Source organism: Pseudomonas sp. NPDC087697 (genome assembly GCF_044743155.1).
Taxonomy (GTDB): domain Bacteria; phylum Pseudomonadota; class Gammaproteobacteria; order Pseudomonadales; family Pseudomonadaceae; genus Aquipseudomonas.
In genome coordinates, this window is sequence record NZ_JBIUVW010000001.1 from 453,642 (window position 1) to 470,285 (window position 16,644).

22 protein-coding genes are annotated in these 16,644 nt (G+C 57.6%); 17 read left to right on the forward strand and 5 right to left on the reverse strand.

From position 1 onward, the window contains the following. Window positions 1-60 precede the first annotated feature (60 nt). The 8 genes from ACIPIN_RS02100 (at window position 61) to ACIPIN_RS02135 (ending at window position 4,493) form a co-directional block, all read left to right on the forward strand. Window positions 61-291, forward strand: coding sequence for a hypothetical protein (locus ACIPIN_RS02100; protein ID WP_401114576.1), 231 nt, complete (start codon window positions 61-63; stop codon window positions 289-291). Window positions 292-316: 25 nt separating this feature from the next. Beyond that, window positions 317-721, forward strand: a complete 405-nt coding sequence (locus tag ACIPIN_RS02105; protein WP_401114579.1) for a hypothetical protein — start codon at window positions 317-319, stop codon at window positions 719-721. Then, the gene (locus ACIPIN_RS02110) at window positions 718-906 is read left to right on the forward strand and encodes a hypothetical protein (protein WP_401114581.1); all 189 of its coding nucleotides are present in this window, start codon (window positions 718-720) and stop codon (window positions 904-906) included. The genes ACIPIN_RS02105 and ACIPIN_RS02110 overlap by 4 nt, the downstream gene beginning before the upstream one ends. After that, window positions 906-1,106, forward strand: a complete 201-nt coding sequence (locus ACIPIN_RS02115; RefSeq protein WP_401114584.1) for a hypothetical protein — start codon at window positions 906-908, stop codon at window positions 1,104-1,106. Before ACIPIN_RS02110 ends, ACIPIN_RS02115 begins: the two co-directional genes overlap by 1 nt. Continuing rightward, on the forward strand, window positions 1,103-1,279 hold the full coding sequence (locus ACIPIN_RS02120) for a hypothetical protein (RefSeq protein ID WP_401114586.1): 177 nt from the start codon (window positions 1,103-1,105) through the stop codon (window positions 1,277-1,279). The genes ACIPIN_RS02115 and ACIPIN_RS02120 overlap by 4 nt, the downstream gene beginning before the upstream one ends. Window positions 1,280-1,434: 155 nt before the next feature. Beyond that, window positions 1,435-2,292 (forward strand): ERF family protein, encoded by an 858-nt coding sequence (locus ACIPIN_RS02125; RefSeq protein ID WP_401114589.1) that lies wholly within the window; start codon window positions 1,435-1,437, stop codon window positions 2,290-2,292. Further along, window positions 2,289-3,920 carry a YqaJ viral recombinase family protein gene (locus tag ACIPIN_RS02130; protein ID WP_401114591.1) on the forward strand — a complete coding sequence of 544 codons (1,632 nt, stop codon included), beginning with the start codon at window positions 2,289-2,291 and terminating at the stop codon, window positions 3,918-3,920. The genes ACIPIN_RS02125 and ACIPIN_RS02130 overlap by 4 nt, the downstream gene beginning before the upstream one ends. An 81-nt stretch (window positions 3,921-4,001) precedes the next feature. Then, a complete protein-coding gene (locus ACIPIN_RS02135; RefSeq protein WP_401114594.1) occupies window positions 4,002-4,493 on the forward strand; it encodes a hypothetical protein in 492 nt (163 codons plus the stop codon). A 15-nt stretch (window positions 4,494-4,508) separates the two neighbouring features. Here ACIPIN_RS02135 and ACIPIN_RS02140 read toward each other — a convergent pair whose 3' ends face one another. Further along, window positions 4,509-4,712, reverse strand: a complete 204-nt coding sequence (locus ACIPIN_RS02140) for a hypothetical protein (protein ID WP_019690129.1) — start codon at window positions 4,710-4,712, stop codon at window positions 4,509-4,511. A 121-nt stretch (window positions 4,713-4,833) separates the two neighbouring features. Here ACIPIN_RS02140 and ACIPIN_RS02145 point away from each other — a divergent pair, with 121 nt between their 5' ends. Both ACIPIN_RS02145 and ACIPIN_RS02150 read left to right on the forward strand, forming a co-directional pair. Further along, entirely contained in the window at window positions 4,834-6,132 is a 1,299-nt protein-coding gene (locus ACIPIN_RS02145) for a DNA-methyltransferase (RefSeq protein ID WP_401114598.1), read from the forward strand. A gap of 117 nt (window positions 6,133-6,249) precedes the next feature. After that, window positions 6,250-6,516, forward strand: a complete 267-nt coding sequence (locus tag ACIPIN_RS02150; RefSeq protein ID WP_401114600.1) for a hypothetical protein — start codon at window positions 6,250-6,252, stop codon at window positions 6,514-6,516. Between the two features lie 44 nt (window positions 6,517-6,560). Here the strand turns inward: ACIPIN_RS02150 and ACIPIN_RS02155 are convergent, their stop codons facing one another. Next, the gene (locus ACIPIN_RS02155) at window positions 6,561-6,800 is read right to left on the reverse strand and encodes a hypothetical protein (protein ID WP_401114602.1); all 240 of its coding nucleotides are present in this window, start codon (window positions 6,798-6,800) and stop codon (window positions 6,561-6,563) included. Window positions 6,801-6,881: 81 nt separating this feature from the next. Between ACIPIN_RS02155 and ACIPIN_RS02160 the strand changes: the two genes are divergently transcribed. Further along, on the forward strand, window positions 6,882-7,805 hold the full coding sequence (locus ACIPIN_RS02160) for a DNA cytosine methyltransferase (protein ID WP_401114605.1): 924 nt from the start codon (window positions 6,882-6,884) through the stop codon (window positions 7,803-7,805). Between the two features lie 276 nt (window positions 7,806-8,081). Here the strand turns inward: ACIPIN_RS02160 and ACIPIN_RS02165 are convergent, their stop codons facing one another. After that, window positions 8,082-8,315, reverse strand: a complete 234-nt coding sequence (locus ACIPIN_RS02165) for a hypothetical protein (RefSeq protein ID WP_401114608.1) — start codon at window positions 8,313-8,315, stop codon at window positions 8,082-8,084. Window positions 8,316-8,758: 443 nt separating this feature from the next. Then, complete coding sequence (locus tag ACIPIN_RS02170) at window positions 8,759-9,334, reverse strand: hypothetical protein (protein WP_401114611.1); 576 nt, start codon at window positions 9,332-9,334, stop codon at window positions 8,759-8,761. A gap of 395 nt (window positions 9,335-9,729) precedes the next feature. Between ACIPIN_RS02170 and ACIPIN_RS02175 the strand changes: the two genes are divergently transcribed. The 4 genes from ACIPIN_RS02175 to ACIPIN_RS02190 all read left to right on the forward strand — a co-directional run bounded on the left by ACIPIN_RS02175 (window position 9,730) and on the right by ACIPIN_RS02190 (window position 13,898). Beyond that, complete coding sequence (locus tag ACIPIN_RS02175) at window positions 9,730-10,041, forward strand: hypothetical protein (RefSeq protein WP_401114612.1); 312 nt, start codon at window positions 9,730-9,732, stop codon at window positions 10,039-10,041. 558 nt (window positions 10,042-10,599) lie between these two features. Further along, complete coding sequence (locus tag ACIPIN_RS02180; RefSeq protein ID WP_401114615.1) at window positions 10,600-10,872, forward strand: hypothetical protein; 273 nt, start codon at window positions 10,600-10,602, stop codon at window positions 10,870-10,872. 222 nt (window positions 10,873-11,094) lie between these two features. Continuing rightward, window positions 11,095-12,288, forward strand: a complete 1,194-nt coding sequence (locus tag ACIPIN_RS02185) for a tyrosine-type recombinase/integrase (protein ID WP_401114617.1) — start codon at window positions 11,095-11,097, stop codon at window positions 12,286-12,288. A 20-nt stretch (window positions 12,289-12,308) separates the two neighbouring features. Continuing rightward, complete coding sequence (locus ACIPIN_RS02190; protein ID WP_401114619.1) at window positions 12,309-13,898, forward strand: ABC-F family ATPase; 1,590 nt, start codon at window positions 12,309-12,311, stop codon at window positions 13,896-13,898. Window positions 13,899-13,972: 74 nt separating this feature from the next. On the opposite strand, the gene pssA is transcribed toward ACIPIN_RS02190, so the two are convergent. Next, on the reverse strand, window positions 13,973-15,316 hold the full coding sequence (gene pssA, locus ACIPIN_RS02195; protein WP_401114622.1) for a CDP-diacylglycerol--serine O-phosphatidyltransferase: 1,344 nt from the start codon (window positions 15,314-15,316) through the stop codon (window positions 13,973-13,975). A gap of 217 nt (window positions 15,317-15,533) precedes the next feature. Here pssA and ACIPIN_RS02200 point away from each other — a divergent pair, with 217 nt between their 5' ends. Both ACIPIN_RS02200 and ACIPIN_RS02205 read left to right on the forward strand, forming a co-directional pair. Next, on the forward strand, window positions 15,534-16,097 hold the full coding sequence (locus tag ACIPIN_RS02200; protein WP_401114625.1) for a TetR/AcrR family transcriptional regulator: 564 nt from the start codon (window positions 15,534-15,536) through the stop codon (window positions 16,095-16,097). 56 nt (window positions 16,098-16,153) lie between these two features. After that, on the forward strand, window positions 16,154-16,633 hold the full coding sequence (locus ACIPIN_RS02205) for a DUF1348 family protein (RefSeq protein ID WP_401114626.1): 480 nt from the start codon (window positions 16,154-16,156) through the stop codon (window positions 16,631-16,633). The last annotated feature ends 11 nt before the right edge of the window (window positions 16,634-16,644 follow it).

Genomic DNA, 16,644 nt, shown 5'->3' on the forward strand with positions numbered 1-16,644 from the left:
AGGCGATACGCCCAGCCAAAAACCACAACCATCTCAGTCGGCCTCCGCATGGAGCCTAGATTGAAGCACCTCGTCGACATCATGAGTCGTGCTCAGAGACGCTCCTTGACTGCAATTTTCGAAGCCGCCGTCGAAGCTTTCGCCACGGATAACGAGAAGTGGATTTCAAATGAAACGTGGTCAACGGACCAAAACGAATTGCTGCTCAGCCTGTATCAAAAGGCTCCTCATCTCTGCTCATTCGATGAAGAGGTGGCTGCCAAAGCACTTTTGGCTTCCCGTAGTACGTAATCCACCCGCCACTTTGGAGCCGACCATGTCAGCACTGCGCAAGCCAATCCCCGAAGACGACTTTCTCGAAACTCAGGCTGGTCAGGATTGGCTGGCTGAGTCTGTGGATGACCTGTTGAGTCAGCGCAATGTGGAGGCGCCAACCCCGGTTGGCCGCAACGTTGTTCTGGTAAATGCCGACCACTTGCCTGAGGTCCTGGCAGATCACATGGCCGCGCAATCTGATCCAGACCGTTGCATCGAGAAGATCTTGATCGAGCTGGTCGGGCGAGAGGACGACAGCTTGTTGCATCGCTGGGCGGTCCGCGCAGTTGGCGGCGACCCGCTCACTGTCCGTTCCATGGCAGTCGGCCTGATCGCGGTGCATGCCAACGAATACCGTGACGCAAAACGTGAGAGCGATCGACTCGAGCAGGAATGCGGATTTTGAGCCCGCACATTCTGATCGACCAGGCCCTCGACGGTGTTGCCGAACCAGTAGGCCAGGAGGACATCAGCCTCCTGGTGCAATCACTCATCACTCGCCTTTTCACCGACGGGGCGATCACCACCGAAGAGTTCAACCACTACTGCAAGCGGCTGCGCGACATCTGCCAGCGGCGCCAGGAGGCATGATGACCACATCACCAGTCAAAACGCTGATCGACGAACAGCTCGAAGACATCACAGCGCACAACTTGCGAGAGGCCTATGGCCTGGCCGAACGGCGCGGCTTCTTCGGTGCGCCAGTCGAGCAATACGCCGAGCCGGGCTATGGCGGTCGCGTCCTACAGGTGCTGCGTTACCGGGTCGCTCAGTTGGAACGTGAGCAATGAGCGGCCACGGCGCACATCTGCGCGGCCAACACCTGGCCAAGCGCTGCGCGAAGCTTCGACGTGAAGGTCTGCCGCTTTCTGAGGTCGCACGGATCGCCGGTGTAACGAAGGAACAGGTCTCTGCCAAGATACTGCTGGGCGAGCGCCTTCTATCTTTGGTTGAGTCTGCATGACGACCCGCCAGCGTTTCCACCGCATCTTCTTCTGGCGGAGCTCGTTCACTGCTCTCGCCCTCTGTACTGCCGCGATGCTGCTTACCACCTTCGCAAATCGCGCCACCCAATAACCACACATTTCAAGGCTGCGCGTGGCGCGGCGAGGACTCCCCGTGCCCCAAGTACGCAAACTCGACCAGGCCATGGAGCCTATCGAGGCGACCGTGGTCACCACCATAGACCAACACCGGCCGCCCACCAACGCAACTGCGGTTGCTGCTCAAGCTAATGACGCTGCCAGCATCATGTCCGTGATCATGCAGGTTGCTGCCACTCCGAATGTCGACGTCGGCAACATGGAGCGGCTGATGCAGATGCATGAGCGTCACGTCGACCGCCAGGCTTCGGCGGCATTCAGTGTCGCAATGGTCAACGCGCAAAAGCGAATCAAGCCGGTGACACGCAATGCGCTCAACAAGCACACGGCCAGCACCTACGCCAGACTCGAAGACATCGACCGGGCGATCAGTCCGATCTTCACCGAGGAAGGTTTCTCGCTGTCCTTCGGCACCGCCGATTCCCGGCTGCCTGGCCATCTCCGCGTCACCTGCGACTGCATGCACGCCGGTGGCCATACAAAGCTTTACCAGCTCGACCTGCCGATCGATGCCGCAGGTTCTGGCGGGAAGACAAACAAAACCGGTGTGCAGGCGAACGGCTCGACGATCAGCTACGGCCGTCGATACCTGACCCAGATGATTTTCAACGTCACCACGACCGATGACGACGATGACGGGAATTCGGGGGCGCCTCCCGCTGAGACCTTGCCGCCGGAGCCTAAAGCACTTCCCCCTTATCCCCCCGAAAAGTTCTCCGAGAACTTCCCCAAGTGGGTCGCCATGATTCTGAGCGGACAAAAGACAGCTGACCACATCGTCGTGATGCTCGGGCTTAAGGCCTCTCTAACCGAGCACCAGAAAAAAACCATCCTCGCAATCATCGCGCCATCACAAGAAGGAGACGCATCTTGAAAATTCATTCCGTAATCCAAGGCTCCGAAGCCTGGCATGCGCTCCGCGCCAACTACTTCACCGCCTCCGAGGCACCGGCGATGATGGGCGCGTCGAAGCAGATGAAGCGCACCGAGTTGCTCCACGCTAAGAAGACTGGCCTCGACCGCGATGTGTCGTGGTGGGTGCAGAAGTACCTGTTCGACAAGGGGCATGAAGCCGAAGCCATGGCTCGACCAATCTTGGAAGCGCGCATCGGCGAAGACCTGTTCCCTGTTGTCGGTACCGAAGGTGATCTGCTCGCCTCGCTTGACGGCTGCACCATGCTCGGCGAAACACTGTTCGAGCACAAAATGTGGAATGAGCAGCTCGCCGATGACGTACTCGCCGGCACGCTAGACCCGCACTACTACTGGCAGCTTGAGCAGCAGTTGCTGGTGAGCGGCGCGGAGAAAGTGATCTTCGTTTGTTCCGACGGCACTGAGAACAATTTCGTGTCGATGGAATACACGCCGGCACCGGGTCGCGCCGCAACGCTCGTTGCCGGGTGGAAGCAGTTCCAAGCCGACTTGCTCGACTTCACACCTGCCGAGGTACTGCCTGAGGCCGTCGGTAAGACGCCTGAAAGCCTGCCTGCACTACGCATCGAAGTTACCGGCATGGTCACCGCCAGCAACCTGGAGCAGTTCAAGGCTCACTCACTGGCCGTCTTCGATGCGATCAACACCAACCTTGAGACAGACCAACACTTCGCCGACGCCGAGAAGACGGTCAAATGGTGTGGCGATGTCGAAGAGCGTCTGGCAGCGGCCAAGCAGCATGCACTGAGCCAAACCGAAAGTATCGACGCCCTCTTCCGCACTATCGACGAGATCAGCGCCGAGGCTCGCGCTAAGCGCCTGATGCTCGACAAACTGGTGAAGGCTCGCAAGGTCAGCATCCGCGAAGACATCGTCATGGATGCGGCCAAATTGCTGCAAACCCACATTGACCAGATCAACGCATCACTGGGCGGCAAGGCTCGCATGCCAGCGGTACCGGCGGACTTCGCCGGCGCCATCAAGGGCAAGAAGTCCATCAGCAGCCTGCGCGATGCCGCCGACTCCGAGCTAGCCCGGGCGAAGATCGCAGCAAGCCAGATCGGCGACAGCATCCGCGCCAACTTGGCCAGCTTGGTCGAGCTCGCCGCCGATTACATGTTCCTGTTCAACGACGTCCAGCAGCTAGTCCTCAAGGCCAATGACGACCTGGTCGCGCTGATCAAGGTGCGAATCTCGGAGCATCAGAAAGCCGAGGCCGACAAAGAAGATGCACAGCGCGAGCGGATCCGTATGGAAGAGTTGCAGCGGATTGCGGATGAAGCGAAACCGGTCATCGAGCCAGCACCCGCACAACCAGCACCGACGCCCACCCCGGTGAGATCCGCTCCAGCTGTTGCAGCGATTGCAAAGCCCGTTGCGACGACAGCAAAGCCGGTGACCTACCGCGCGGAAGTTACGGACCTGGAAGCGCTGGTGCACGCCGTTGCCGGTGGCCTCGCCCCGCTCAGCGTACTGACTGTGAACTGGGACAAGCTCGACGCCCTGGTTGCTCAACAAGGTTCGCTTTTCAGCATGGCCGGCGTAACCCTGGTGAACGCCGCGGCATGAGCAAAATGAGACGAGCAGTAAATCAACGACGCCGGCAGCCTTGGCTGGACCTGCCGGCCAGCGGAATCGAAGAGGTAGGCCATGGCGATGGATGGAAGGACGCGCTCTGCCAAGGCGGCGCTGAAGCGGCTGGCAAAGCAGGAAGTGGAGCTGCGCCACAAAGTTCGCGATGGCATCACGCAGATGCTGGCCGATCTGATGCGTTGGAACAAAATCGAGGAAGCCGGCGAGGCGTTGCAACTGCTGATCTTAAATGCTGACCCGGTTGCGGCACTATCGCAGGCCGCAGTTGAACTTCCGTCGTCATCGCCTGGACTGATTCGGCATCACGTCAGGCCTGGCGTTCTTGATCTGCTGAATGAGCTCGCCGAAAGCCTGCATGGGGCCAGCCAGAAGCATGTGATTGAACTGCTGGTTCTGTGCGCGCATGCGGCCGGCCCGACTGGCTCTGCAAAGTACCTGCGCATTCCGCGACACGAAATCGTGTTTAGCGAAAACGTGTCGCGCACTTTCTTGAATGAGAGTTTGCGCGAACTGCGCAAAGACCCGGGCGACGAGCACTTCGCACCCTGAACGCCATACCTGCAATCAGTTGCCTCGGCTGAGCTGCAAATTCTGAGTCGTGCATTCAGTGGTGCTCACAGTACCCATGAAGGCATTCATCTTCACAGCGCACCTCTCGATATTCAGACCGTTACGCCCGTCACTTGAGATGTTGGTGACATATGGGCCAGCAGTTGTGCAGCCCGCCAAAACAGCGAGCAGGCCCAAGGCAATGATATTGAATTTCATATGAGTCCTTTCGAGCAGTGGCCATTGAGATTTAGCCCAAAGCGTAGACCAACCAGGAATACACCACCCACCCCACTGTCGCATCCGGTCACGGAGGGCGGCGCCTGACTGGAAATCACTTATGACCCCTTCCCACCAAATACTGGTCGGCGACTGCCTGGAGCTGATGCAGCAGATGCCAGACAACTCAGTCGACAGCGTCGTGACCGATCCGCCCTACGGGATTCGGTTCATGGGCAAGAGCTGGGATGGCCGGGACATCGAAGACCGCGCCGCTTACCGTGCCAGCATGCCGTCGCACGCTTCGGCGTGCGGGCCAAATGGCGGACACCGATCGGTTGCGGCCGAGGCCGGTAAGTACGACCTGACACCCGGCGGTATGCGGGCCTTCCAGTCCTTCACCTTAGAGTGGGCAACAGAAGCGCTTCGGGTACTCAAGCCTGGCGGACACCTACTGTCCTTCGCCGCAGCGCGCACCTACCACCACATGGCGGTCGGCATTGAGATGGCGGGCTTCGAGATCCGCGACCAGATCATGTGGGTATTCGGCTCGGGCTTCCCCAAGTCGCACAATCTGAAGGGCGAGCACGAAGGCTGGGGTACCGCACTCAAGCCCGCTCACGAACCAATCTGCATGGCCCGCAAGCCGCTGATCGGCACTGTGGCGGCGAATGCGCTTAAACACGGCACAGGGCCAATCAACGTAGATGCCTGCCGAATTCACGGACCGGATGCCGCCGGCGGCCAATACACCCAAAAGCGCATGGCACCAGGTCATCGCATCAATGAAAACGGCAGATGGAAGCAGGACGCAGAGTTCACTGGTGAGAGAAAGGCCGGGCGCTGGCCAGCGAACTTGATTCATGACGGAAGTGACTGCGTGGTGGCGATGTTTCCAGCTGAAGCCGGCGCCAGCGCACCGGTGCGCGGTAGCGAGGCCAGCGCGGCAAGTGCCGGCAAGATCACTGGCAAGCGCGATCGAGTGGCCGGAGCATTTCACGGCGACACCGGCAGCGCCGCTCGCTTCTTCTACTGCGCAAAGACGAGTCGTGCCGATCGGCACGAAGGCCTGATCAATCCAGGACCTCAGTTCAAGCGGGGCAACACCCTGCGCAAGGTCGAGAACACTGCCACCACGGGCAACACACACCCGACGGTGAAGCCGACTGACTTGATGGCCTACCTGTTACGCCTGGTCACACCGCCGGGCGGCACCCTGCTCGATCCATTCATGGGTTCGGGCAGCACCGGCAAGGCGGCGATGCGCGAGGGCTTCAAGTTCATTGGCTGCGAAATCGACGAGCAGTACGCGGCGATCGCTCGAGCACGCATTCAACACGAGCTCGACAAGCAGAACGTGCCCTCTCGATGGATCGATAACCAACTATCCCTGTTCACTTCAAAGGAAGGTGCGTTATGAGCACATTTGCAGTGTTTGGCATGACCCGCGCTGTCGCCCTGGCTGAAGCCAAGAAGCGCACAAAAGGCACCCGCTAGAATCTTCAGGCGCCAGGCGGCGTCGAGCAAATCCCGCTCGTTGAGTGGCTGGCCATGGTCGAAAGGAAGACCGAGCAGATTATGGGGGGATACGGTTCGCCAGCTCTCACCGCTGTTCGACGCACCGCAGTACGCCGAGCAGTTCATCGAGCTTGCCCGCAAGACGCTTCAATGCCGCGACTTGCGGATCAGGTTCAAGGCAGTCCTGACCGACGCCAAGGGCAAGCCGATCATCAACCCGAAGACGAAGGCGCCGAAGGTTGGATTTGCGGAGTGGCCGCTGGCGAAGGTTGAGCAGGCGGCCTGACCCATCCTCACCTATTGCATTAAGGGTCGAGGTCGCCGCGCAGGTCAGTCTTTCCAATTATCGACCCAATCAGTAGCAAGCTTAATGCCTCTACTACGTGCCTCCTTTAGGTTGCTGTACTTGGTTTCGTTATTGAATCCCTTAATAGCGCTATCAATGAACGACACATCAATTCGGATCTGATTCGGATCACGCAATGTCGTACGTCTGAACGTTATAGTCGCCTTGGTGCCATTTGGATGAACGTAATCAATCGGTTCCAGCCCTTCTAATTGTTCGCTCACATCGATCTCCTTCCGGCCTCATGCCGGGACATCAACCAATAGCCCACAAACTCGAATCACGCCAACCGGCGGGGATCCCCTATGTTCACAGCAATTGATTTATTTTCCGGTTTTGGCGGATGGACACGCGGCGGCGTAGAAGCCGGATTGAAAGTACTTTGGGCAGCAAACCACTGGCCGGAAGCGGTGAAGTGGCACACCGCGAACAACCCGGATACGAAGCACGTTTGCCAGGATCTGCACCAAGCCAATTGGTGCGAGGTGCCTAAGACTGATGTCGGCCTCGCGTCTCCCTGCTGCCATGGACACACGCCAGCGCGCGGCAAGGAGAATGGTAACCCGCAGCACGACTCATCGAGATCAACGGCATGGGCAGTCGTATCCGCCGCAGAAGCCCTGCGTCAGGACGCCTGGGTGGTGGAGAACGTCCCGGGCTTCATGAACTGGACGCTCTATCCAGCCTGGACCGATGCCATGCGCCGTCTCGGCTATCAGTTGGCTCCGCACATCGTCGACTGTGCCGATCTCGGCGTGCCACAACATCGAGTTCGCCTGTTCATGGTCTGCACCCGCAGCAAGGCACCACTTCACCTACAGCTCCAGCAGCAACAACATGTGCCGGCCAGGTCGATAATCGATTTCGAGGCGGGCAAGTGGTCCCTGATCGAGAAAGCGGGACGGGCAGAAGCCACCTTGAGCCGGGTCAAAAATGGCCGAAAGGCCTTTGGCGAACGATTCGTGATGCCCTACTACGGGCGTGGCTCTGGTATGACGGGCCGCAGCCTGGACCGCCCGATCGGCACCATCACCACCCTGGACCGCTGGGCCATTGTCGATGGCGACCGGATGCGCATGATCACCGCCAACGAGGCAATGGCCGCTCAGTCCTTCCCCGGTGACACCCTGCGCCCGGACAACCACCGGCTGACCATGCATATGACCGGCAACGCGGTACCGCCGCTGGCCGGACAACGAATCATCGAAGCATTGAAGGCGGCCGCTTAACCCTAAATCAGAACGCTAACCAACTCCGAGTCAATGGTTGGGATCGATTCAGAGCCCTGCTGGGATACGATCCATGCCCGAGTCTGTTCTACGTTGAAGTGCCAGTCGTGGGTTACCATCAAGGCAAGCGCGGTGCGGGTGACCCGGTAGTGGCCACATTCCGGACAATCTATCTCCACGAAATCGCCACCGGTATCGACGTCCGATACAGACTCATTGCAAATCAAGCATTCCATGAGTTTCTCCTCTTGGCTGATCGATCAACTGTAGTCGATCTCAGCGAGGTAGCGCCGTCACCAGCTTCGCCCCAAGCTCCCGACCAGCAACCTGCGCCAGCCCACGGTCAGGGTAAGTCTGGTGACCCGCCACAACCGGAATCACCACCTCATCAACGCGTTTCACCTCGACGTTGATTCGCCAGACTTCCTGGCCACTCTCCAGTGTTTCGCACTCCATGTAATTCCAGAGCCGAAAGCCTTCGTGCTCGTCATAAATATCGTGCTTGGTCATGTGGTGATCCTGTTGAGGTGACCGCATCGTAGCACCTCATGAGGATTGGCCATGGCCACTGAAAACCAAGGACGCAGCGGACGCCTACATCCGTCGCAAGAAGCACGATTACCCGAAGGGTATGCGTGTCTACGTCGACTCCCAGTACAACGCCTGGGAGTTCAACACCATCAAGGAAGCGATCCTCGACGGCACGCTGACCTACACGCCAAAGGTGGAAGCATGAAGCCCACCTACCTCAGCGGCCCCATGACTGGCCTGCCCGGCCAAGATCAACCCCGCCGGCGACAACTGGCACGACTGCACCCGCCGCGAGTCGACTGCCTTGGAGTTTAAAGCGGGGCTCGACGACGCAGCGGGGCGCTGCGGCCAAGTTTACCTTGGGGGGCTCCGCTACATGACCGGAGCGAATCCGAAATAAGCGTCTCCGTTCAGACATGTAATTACTTAGCTTTAGTAAGGGTATACACATAACGCGGATAATAAATACATTCATTTTTTGCTTCGATTGCTGCGTCATAACGAGCCTTGCTAGTATTAGTCTCGTTCAAGGCGATATCCATTTTAGATTTAACTTTAGTGCTAATATCATTTATTATTTTAGCGTCTTCGGCCCCACTAAAACCAGCATCACCTATCGTCTGATTAGCTACGTTAGCAGCACCACCCGCGCTGCTGAAAGCTGCAATCCAGGACGCGTTTGCGGCCGCATTTGCGCTTAACAATACCGGTGCAATAATAGACCCAGATACCAGTCCCCCGAGCGATATCCATAGCGACCTCGAAGATCTTTTCCCCGATAAAATCTCTTTATCTCCTATTACCTTACTACAAACCGCATTGGCCTCTTCTATCGCCTTTAAAACACCGCTATTCGCAACTTCTCTCTGCACACCCACAGGAGTCGTAGCGTTTATTGCAGTTATTTCTTCTTCTGACAAATGTGTCTTAGTATTATCCAACGGAGCACAAGCAGCTAACACGAGAATCGAAAAAATCAAAATAATGTTCTGGTGCATAGACCCACCATACAAAGAGATTAAGCTGCCGATAATTCATCAATCGGGGGTATAGAGGCGTAATGCTATCAAATCTCGCATCCAGCATAAGAGATAGCCCACAAGTGCTATTTCCGCCAGGTCGATGAGACGCCGCTCCGACCAACCCCCAAGCACGTCCCCCCCACCTCTCAACCGAATACCGTGACCTGTGCGGGAAATACCGCACCCACGACAACCTGAAACGCTACAGCAAGCTGCGTTAGGCGATGCATGCATGGCCACAGGAGAGTCATTTTGGGGGGCAGTTCTTGGAACTCCTGCCCCAACGATGTCATCCGACTCATCGCCAAGTAACCCCCCTTCAAAGTCAGCCGCTATAGCGGCAAAGGAACAGTCATGCCGTAGAAAGCGTTTTGATCGAACCGAAAGAAGTGACACGCGATAACTGCGGGAATTGGACTCACCCCGACCTGCCGGTGTGGGGAGAAGGTGAGTCTGGCGAAACCATCAATGCATGGTTCGCAGCTCAAGGCATGGAGAGAAAGCCGATCATGTTGGAGGGCGACCTTTCAGCAGACGACTATGACAAGTGGGCCGCGAAAGGCGACTACGACGCCGAGGGCTGGGAGCCGACCAAGCCAGATGGTGAAGGCTGGTTCATCTTGTCGATCCATGACACCGACGACGGTCCAGTTTGCTGGTGGGCAAGGAAGGTGACCACATGATCCTCCCAGCCCTAGCCTACACGGCCTAGCTCATCTACACGGGGCCACGGTGATGAAGTCTACCGACACACGTTCGCGGCGGTCTGCGCCTCCAGAACTTCCCGGTCTTCGCGACCATGACCGCTAGGCTGCGCGCCGCCGGCCACGCAGTCATAAACCCCACCGCGAATGCGCCAGAGGACAACCAAATCATGCCGGATATTCGATTACTACCGTTGCTCTGGCTTTTGACAGCAATACCAAGCGAAGACAGCCACGCAGATCAGCATCTGCAACCAATCGGTGAAATCGTTCACGCGAACACACTCTCATCTTCTATAGGACTGCCTGGGTTCTGATCATTCCGCCAGATAAGAGCTCGCTCAGCATGTATGGCCACGCCATCCATGAACCAGCAAAGATCCATCGGCTCCGAACAAACGACCACACCTTAGCCAGCTACCGACTCAGCGCCTATAGGACCTTTCTGAGTTCACCACAAGACTCATCTCTATAAGACGCTTCTGAATTCACCACAAACAGAACGGCCTGCCGGTGAACGGCGGGAGAGGAACACTCATGCCTCACGTACTCGACGGCCGACCGCTACTGGTCCGGCTCCAGAAACGCATTGAAAAATACGACCGGGCGCATCGGAGCAGCCCGCTTGCCACAGATATGACGCTGCACCAGCAGTCAGCAGACGAAATCAACAGGCTGACGACCGAGAATCAGCGGCTCCGAAAGCATATCGAGGGATATCGCCAAGTTAGGGACGTGCCATTTCTCAAAAACTACGCCCCCCATCGCAACCTCGATGGTTCTGCCCAGGCAGTACCCACCACCGAATAACCACCTTCTGCCGCCACGCGCGGCATGGAGCATCACCATGGCAGCAGCCGAACAACTCGACGACAGCATCATGGGCGACAAGGTGCCCGAGGCAAAGATGGCCGAAATTCTCGGCACCACCATCGCAGCCTTGCGCTCGAAGCGTGCACGAAACCAAATCCCCCTCGGAGTTTGGAACAAGCACGGAAGCAGGATCCTCTACAGCATCAGGAGATATCACGAATGGCTCGAAAGTCAGTGGGTTTGCCCGCAGGAATGGACATCCACCACGGCTCAATCCGCATCCGCTTTATGTGGAACGGCACCAGGCGCAGTGAAACGCTCCCCTATCCCCCGACACAGAAAGGCATCAAATCAGCCGCACAGATTAGTGATCAGGTAAACAGCCTGATCAAGCTTGGGTTGCTCGACGACGACAAGTACGCCGAGCTCTTCCCTGGGTCTATCAACGTCGCCGGCGGGAAAATCAATTTTGGTGAGTATGCCCAGCTCTGGTTGGACAGCCGCGAAATTGTTGGTGGGACAAAGCTCGGGTACAAGGGAGCCCTGAACCTGTACTGGATGCCGTCCCTCGCGCTGGTCCGGATTGATCTGATCACCACCACCCTCTTGCGCCGCACGATGGCCGGCATCAAATGGTCGTCGCCAGCGGTAAAGCGCAATGCCCTGGTCAAGCTTTCGACCATCCTCAAATCAGCGGTGTCCGAAGAGCTCTTGGCGAAGAACCCAGCAGCCCCGCTTGAGCTTCCAAAGCGAAGCAGAAAAGAGATTGATCCCTTCAGCCTGGACGAAGCCAACGTCATCATCGCGAAGATGTACCAGCACGAACACTGGCCTAGCACCATCTACGCGGCATTTTTCGAGTTTGTTTTTTTCACGGGCCTACGTCTATCTGAGGCCCTGGCCTTGCGGTGGGATGCAGTGAGCATGGAGAAAAGGACTGCCCACGTCTGTCGCGGGATTGCCCTGGGGGAAGTGGTGGAGCGCACAAAAACTGGTGGCGATCGCTTTGTTCTGCTCAACGAGCGAGCATTGCACGCCTTGGAGTTCGCCAAAAAGTATGCAGAACGTCGGAAAAAAGGGGCAGGAAAGATCCTGGAAACCCCCTTCATCTTTCCGCCATCAAAGAACAGCGAGTATGTGAGACAGACGTCTGACCTACACAAGCAGTGGAAACCGACCCTGAAAGCCTTGGGATTGCGACACAGGCCGCCATACAACTGTCGTCACACCTATGCGACAATATGCATTATGTCTGGCATGAACCCCGCATTCATTTCCCAGCAACTCGGCCATAGCGTGCAGATGTTGCTGTCTACTTATGCGCGTTGGATCAACTCAAGCTCAGATTGGAGTGAACTGGAAAAACTCCAAATTGGTCCCAAATTGGTCCCAGCCCCAAAAAGCGCAACCTAAGCTATTGAAAGGTAAGGTAATTGATCTCTACAGCAAATATCACGATGCAGTTCGGCGCCAAGCCGTTGTTCGAAAACGTTTCGGTCAAATTTGGTGCGGGTAACCGCTATGGCCTGATCGGCGCCAACGGTTGCGGCAAGTCGACCTTCATGAAAATCCTCGGCAGCGACCTCGATCCGTCCGGCGGCCAGGTCATGCTCGAGCCGAACGTGCGTCTGGGTAAACTGCGCCAGGACCAGTTCGCCTACGAAGAATTCAGCGTGCTCGACACCGTGATCATGGGTCACGAAGAGCTGTGGAAGGTCAAGGCCGAGCGCGACCGCATCTACTCGCTGCCGGAAATGACTGAAGAAGACGGCATGGCCGTCGCCGAGCTGGAAACCGAATTCGCCGAGATGGACGGCTACACCGCCGAATCCCGCGCCGGTGAATTGCTGCTGGGCCTGGGTATCGGCATTGAGCAACACAATGGCCCGATGAGCGAAGTCTCGCCCGGCTGGAAACTCCGCGTTCTGCTGGCTCAGGCACTGTTCTCCGATCCGGAAGTCCTGCTGCTCGACGAACCGACGAACCACCTGGACATCAACACCATCCGCTGGCTGGAAAACATTCTGACCCAGCGCAGCAGCCTGATGATCATCATCTCCCACGATAGACACTTCCTGAACAGCGTCTGCACCCACATGGCTGACCTGGACTACGGCGAGCTGCGCCTGTTCCCGGGCAACTATGACGAGTACATGACCGTGGCGACCCAGTCCCGCGAGCAACTGCTCTCGGACAACGCCAAGAAGAAAGCGCAAATCTCGGAACTGCAATCGTTCGTCAGCCGCTTCTCGGCCAACGCCTCGAAAGCCAAGCAGGCAACCTCCCGCGCCAAGCAGATCGACAAGATCCAGTTGGCCGAAGTCAAGCCGTCGAGCCGCGTCAGCCCGTTCATCCGCTTCGACCAGACCAAAAAGCTCCATCGCCAGGCAGTGATTGTCGAGCGTATGGCCAAGGGCTTTGACGGTAAGACCCTGTTCAAGGACTTCAGCTTCACCGTTGAAGCCGGCGAGCGCGTGGCGATCATCGGTCCGAACGGGATCGGCAAGACCACCCTGTTGCGCACCCTGGTCAACGAACTGACTCCGGACGCAGGTACCGTCAAGTGGACCGAAGCGGCCGAACTGGGCTACTACGCCCAGGATCATGCGTCGGACTTCGAAGACGAATCCAACCTGTTCGACTGGATGGGCCGCTGGACCAAGGAAGGCGAGCAAGTGGTTCGCGGCACCCTGGGCCGCATGCTGTTCTCCAACGACGAGATCCTCAAGTCGGTGAAGGTGATCTCCGGTGGTGAGCAAGGTCGCATGCTGTTCGGCAAGCTGATCCTGCAAAAGCCGAACGTGCTGATCATGGACGAACCGACTAACCACCTGGACATGGAATCCATCGAAGCGCTGAACCTGGCGCTGGAAAACTACCCGGGCACGCTGATCTTCGTCAGCCACGACCGTGAGTTCGTATCGTCCCTGGCCACTCGAATCATCGAGCTGAGCCCAAGCGGTGTGATCGACTTCAGCGGCACTTACGATGACTACCTGCGTAGCCAAGGCGTAGTGTTCTAAAAGCCGCTTCAAGTTTTAAGCTGCACGCTTCAAATAAAAGCCCCGTCCATGTGACGGGGCTTTTGCGTTTTCGGTTATAGGATGCGATAGAGCAAACGTTCGATCCGCACCCGACTGACCCGACGCAGAAACTTACTCACCGCTGCCGGGTACTCCAGCAAGGTTTCCAGTTGCTGATAGCGCTCGATGCGGCTGGTATTGCGGAAAATCTCCGCCAGCTCACTGCGACGGGGTTCCTGCAATTCACTTTTGGGATCATCGATCAGCAAAGCGTTTTCCAGGTCCAGACGGAACGCTCGCGGATTCAGGTTATTGCCGGTCAACAAGGTGTAGCGCTCGTCGATCCACATGCCTTTGAGGTGATAGGTGTTGTCGCCGTCGCGCCACAGATGCAGGTTCAACTGACCGCTGTCGATCACCCGCTGATGGCGCTTGGCGAAGCGTCGCAGGCTGATTTCGTAGAGATACGGTAACGCTGCGATCACCTTGAACGGCTCGTTCGGCGGAATGTAGAAGTCGTTGGCGGTCTTGTCGCCGACAATGATATCGATCTTTACCCCGCGTGCCAGTGCCCGGTTGATTTCACGGGTCACCGGTAACGGCAGGTTGAAATACGGCGTGCAGATGGTCAGCTGATGCTGGGCGCTGGCAATCAGCTCACAGATCACCCGGCTCAATGCATTGTTTTTACCGACCCCGAGCAATGGGCTCACTGACAGACCATCCTTGGCCAGCGTACCGGCCGTGGTGTCGTAGGCGGCGTGCTTGAAGCGGCTGCGCAGGTCGCCGATGTCGTTGCGCAGACTGCGGGTGGTCGGCAGGTTCGGCAGATCGAGACGGTGCACGGCCTTGGAAGCGATCAGCCCATGCTGAACCAGATGCTGCATGGAATCGGCCAGCGCGCGGTTGCGCAACAGGTGATAACGGTCGAAACGGTATTTGTCGAACTTGTGCAGATAGACGTTGTTCAGGCTGGCGCCACTGTAGATCACGCAGTCATCGATCACGAAGCCTTTGAGGTGCAACACGCCGAACAGCTCGCGGGTCTGCACCGGCACGCCATACACCGGCACTTCGCTGGCGTGCTCGCGGGTTTGCTGCTGATACCACGCCGAGTTGCCCGGCTGCTTGCCGGCACCGATCAATCCGCGCTGCGCCCGCAGCCAGTCAACCACCACCACCACGTCCAGTTCCGGACGCGCAGCTTTGGCGGCGTGCAAGGCATCGAGGATTTCCTGGCCAGCTTCGTCGTGTTGCAGGTAAAGCGCGACGATGTAAATGCGCTGGGTCGCCTGGGCAATTTTCTCCAGCAGGCAACGACGAAACTCGGCAGCGCCAGAAAGGACGGAGACCGCATCGACGGTCAGCGGAAAACTGCGCAGCTTGGGCAGTAGAGAGCGTTTGAAAAGCGACGGCATAGGGCTCGCAAAAGGGTCGAATCCGAAGAACCCAAGAGCTTACACCATGGATCCGTTCGGGTCTTGTTACTGTCTGTAATGACCTCTTCGCGAGCAAGCTCGCTCCCACAGGGGAGTGCATTTCAAATGTGCGAGCGAGCTTGCTCGCGAAGGCAATTCAACATGCACATAAAATACCCGCTTGACCAAGGAGAACGCTCGTTCTACTCTTTGCCACATGAACGAAATCACTAGCAACGACACACGCGACATTATTCTGGATGTCACCGAAAAGCTGATCTACAAAAGTGGCATTGCTGCCACGGGCATGGATCTCCTGGTGAAAACCGCCGGCGTCTCCAGAAAAAGTATTTACCGCTACTTCGCCAGCAAGGAGGAGCTGACCGTCGCGGCCCTGCAACGCCGCGACGTACGCTGGATGAACTGGTTCAAAACCGAAGTGAACAAGGCCCCGACCCCGGCCGAGCGGTTGCTCAACCTGTTCACCGTGCTCAAGGACTGGTTCGCCAGCGAAGGCTTTCGCGGCTGCGCCTTTATCAACACCAGCGGTGAAACCGGCGACCCGCAAGACCCGGTGCGCCTGGTGGCGAAGGAACATAAACAGAAGCTGCTCGACTACGTGTGCGAGCTCTGTACCGAACATGGCGTACACAACCCGGAGGCGCTGGCCAAACAGCTGCTGATCCTGATCGATGGCGCCATTACCGTTGCTCTTGTCATGGGCGATCACAGTGCCGCCGATAATGCGCAATGCATGGCGCGAAAGTTATTGGACCTGTAACTGTTTAAACAAGACCAACTTGCTGTTTGAACACACACTTTCCCTGGAGATTTTAAATGTCATCTGATGCCGAAGTTCGTCCGCCACTTCCGCCGTTCACCCGTGAGTCGGCCATTGAAAAGATTCGTCTGGCCGAAGACGGCTGGAACTCCCGCGATCCGCAACGAGTATCCCTGGCCTACACCCTGGACACAAAATGGCGTAACCGCGCCGAATTCGCCAACAACCGCGAAGAAGCCAAGGGCTTTCTGACCCGCAAATGGGCCAAGGAGCTGGATTACCGGCTGATCAAGGAACTCTGGGCCTTCACCGATAACCGTATTGCCGTACGTTACGCCTATGAATGGCATGACGATTCGGGCAACTGGTATCGCTCGTACGGCAATGAAAACTGGGAGTTCGATGAGTACGGGTTGATGTCCAACCGTCATGCCTGCATCAATGACATGCCGATCAAGGAAAGCGAGCGCAAGTTCCACTGGCCGCTGGGCCGCCGCCCGGATGACCATCCGGGGCTGTCGGATCTGGGCCTGTAACGACCCCGCGC

Bases quoted from the DNA above. Each gene is read 5' to 3' on its own strand.
- ACIPIN_RS02115 (WP_401114584.1), top strand. From the start codon at position 906: ATGACCACATCACCAGTCAAAACGCTGATCGACGAACAGCTCGAAGAC.
- ACIPIN_RS02120 (WP_401114586.1), top strand. From the start codon at position 1,103: ATGAGCGGCCACGGCGCACATCTGCGCGGCCAACACCTGGCCAAGCGC.
- ACIPIN_RS02200 (WP_401114625.1), top strand. From the start codon at position 15,534: ATGAACGAAATCACTAGCAACGACACACGCGACATTATTCTGGATGTC.
- ACIPIN_RS02170 (WP_401114611.1), bottom strand. From the start codon at position 9,334: ATGCACCAGAACATTATTTTGATTTTTTCGATTCTCGTGTTAGCTGCT.
- ACIPIN_RS02145 (WP_401114598.1), top strand. From the start codon at position 4,834: ATGACCCCTTCCCACCAAATACTGGTCGGCGACTGCCTGGAGCTGATG.
- pssA (WP_401114622.1), bottom strand. From the start codon at position 15,316: ATGCCGTCGCTTTTCAAACGCTCTCTACTGCCCAAGCTGCGCAGTTTT.
- ACIPIN_RS02135 (WP_401114594.1), top strand. From the start codon at position 4,002: ATGGCGATGGATGGAAGGACGCGCTCTGCCAAGGCGGCGCTGAAGCGG.
- ACIPIN_RS02180 (WP_401114615.1), top strand. From the start codon at position 10,600: ATGCCTCACGTACTCGACGGCCGACCGCTACTGGTCCGGCTCCAGAAA.
- ACIPIN_RS02185 (WP_401114617.1), top strand. From the start codon at position 11,095: ATGGCTCGAAAGTCAGTGGGTTTGCCCGCAGGAATGGACATCCACCAC.
- ACIPIN_RS02205 (WP_401114626.1), top strand. From the start codon at position 16,154: ATGTCATCTGATGCCGAAGTTCGTCCGCCACTTCCGCCGTTCACCCGT.
- ACIPIN_RS02165 (WP_401114608.1), bottom strand. From the start codon at position 8,315: ATGACCAAGCACGATATTTATGACGAGCACGAAGGCTTTCGGCTCTGG.
- ACIPIN_RS02105 (WP_401114579.1), top strand. From the start codon at position 317: ATGTCAGCACTGCGCAAGCCAATCCCCGAAGACGACTTTCTCGAAACT.
- ACIPIN_RS02160 (WP_401114605.1), top strand. From the start codon at position 6,882: ATGTTCACAGCAATTGATTTATTTTCCGGTTTTGGCGGATGGACACGC.
- ACIPIN_RS02140 (WP_019690129.1), bottom strand. From the start codon at position 4,712: ATGAAATTCAATATCATTGCCTTGGGCCTGCTCGCTGTTTTGGCGGGC.